Source organism: Microcoleus sp. K4-B3 (assembly GCF_036704615.1).
Taxonomy (GTDB): domain Bacteria; phylum Cyanobacteriota; class Cyanobacteriia; order Cyanobacteriales; family Microcoleaceae; genus Microcoleus.
In genome coordinates, this window is record NZ_JAUBSF010000202.1 from 1 (window position 1) to 2,008 (window position 2,008).

2 protein-coding genes are annotated in these 2,008 nt (G+C 40.1%); both read right to left on the reverse strand.

Annotation, left to right across the window (positions count from 1 at the left end):
* Positions 1 to 378: 378 nt before the first annotated feature.
* Positions 379 to 951 carry a hypothetical protein gene (locus QUA78_RS32335; RefSeq protein WP_333307334.1) on the reverse strand — a complete coding sequence of 191 codons (573 nt, stop codon included), beginning with the start codon at positions 949 to 951 and terminating at the stop codon, positions 379 to 381.
* A 750-nt stretch (positions 952 to 1,701) separates the two neighbouring features.
* Positions 1,702 to 1,875 (reverse strand): hypothetical protein, encoded by a 174-nt coding sequence (locus QUA78_RS32340; RefSeq protein WP_333307330.1) that lies wholly within the window; start codon positions 1,873 to 1,875, stop codon positions 1,702 to 1,704.
* Positions 1,876 to 2,008: the final 133 nt, after the last annotated feature.

Below are 2,008 nucleotides of genomic sequence, written 5' to 3' on the forward strand. Positions count from 1 at the left end.
TTACTAGGCATTGACTTTTCATAAATATGGTTATATTGTATAATACAATATGCGTTTTAAATGCACAACAGCTTAGCGTTTTCACCACCTGTTTACTGGTGATGCCGTTCGTTCTGAAGATATTTGCTCCAATTATCGTCCCCATGACCTATCGTGGTATTATTAAAGTCAAGTTTTGATAAGTGGCAAGCTGCTAGTTCTTGTTCAATCAGGTAACTGCGAGAATATTGATTCAGTATAAAATCGGTGTAGGGACCTCTGAGAATTCGCAGATAGTTTTGCCGACTTTTGCTATCGGTTGTAGTAAAGTGGGCAAATAAATCGTTGCCCATGACTGTACAATAGCCATTCTTTCCTTGATGTCTGGCTCCTGTGTCATCAGTATGAATATACTCGGCTGGGGAGCAACCCGGATTGTAAGACTTGATTTTGTTCCTGATGAAATGCTTCTTTTTCTTCTACTAAGAGTCGATTAATTTGACCGGTGGAAATATCTATGCCTAGTTCTCTTAACTGTTCCCCGATTAAGTTCTGCGGCACTCGGCATTGATGGTGTTGGTACAAGATAAATGATTTCAACGTTGGCCCATAGTGTCCCTGATATTCTTGAGGCAACTTCCCGACTATTGTCTTGCCTTCGGTGGTAACGTATTCGGCCAGTAAAAATCGAATACTATGCCTTTTGATAATCACATCCTGCACATCATATTGTCTATATCCATTGAACCGGGATCCCTCTGGGAGTTCCACAGGCTCAATCACTCGCTCTTCATCTACTAAATCCTGGTTTTTTTTACTCCGCTTCCAAGAACCAGGTCGCTGTTCAAGGTCAATAGTTTTTTTTTCTTTTTGATTAAGGGTGCTGGGTTGAATTTTGGGCTTTCCCTTAAGTTTTTTAGCTGAACAGAGTTGCTCTTTAAGGCTTTGGGCTTCTTCCTGTAGTTTGGTCACATCTTGTTCTAGCGAGAGCTATTCTCTCCTGTTGGCTCTCAATCATCTGTTGCTGCTGAGCGATTATGTTCAGCAGCGAGCTAACTAAGGGAGTGATTTCTCCGGATGGAATGTCAATAGCTAAATGAGGAATTTGCATATTTTCATTAAACCATATTTGAAGCCCAATTGCCAAGGAGAGAAATAAGTTTATTGGCTAGCGTTCTGGGACTACTTAGCTCAGATACCCCAAGCAGCGGTTATTGAGCAGTTACTGGCAAAGCGATCGCTTAAAGTTGATATCGTTGCGATCGCTGTCTGATCTTTCAACTATCGCATATACTTTTTAACTTGGAATTTTAATAAACTGAAATTCAAAACACTAAATATTAATATAAAGTTTTACAAAAAAACAGTAAATATTATTTCCTAATTTTCCTACTTTAAGTCAGCACAAAAACTGATATTTTCAATCAAATACACCTGATACCAATTCTCTATGAAGTCGCACTTAATAAACGTGAGTTCAATTGGTGCGCTCGCCACTTGCACAAGCGCTCGCTCAGGAGTCCGCGCTCGCTACTTAAAGTCCAGAAAGCCACTGCGATCGGCCTTGAGGTCAAACATTTATTTAATGCCAGGGAACTGACTTCATTCAAAATAGTAAACAGGTTGTTCATCGTACTTTTTTATTAGTTCCCAAATAGCGTCATAATACTCCGATTATTTGGGGAAGTTTTTTTAAAAGCTGTTTGGACTTCCGGTTTGGCTCTATAAGCTACGTGGACGGGGTACTTTCAATTTGGCGTTGAGCTTATAACGCAGGATTTTATCTACAGTCTTGTCTGAAACTACAACCTGGCACTCTTGAGTAATCCACTCTTGAATTTGACCGTAACTCTTGAATCCTTGAGGCATTTCCAGACGTTTGCTCCGTTGGTTCATCACTGTTTCTGGAATTAAGGCAAGTTTTCCTGGGGCTGTTTTTACTTCGAGTCATCCGGGAGCGTGTCACTTTTGCGATGAGTATAAATACTCGTGAACCCAGAATGACTTTTTTATCGATCATCAGTATAAT

Coding starts and splice junctions, on each gene's coding strand:
- QUA78_RS32340 (WP_333307330.1), bottom strand. CDS start 1,875: ATGAACCAACGGAGCAAACGTCTGGAAATGCCTCAAGGATTCAAGAGT.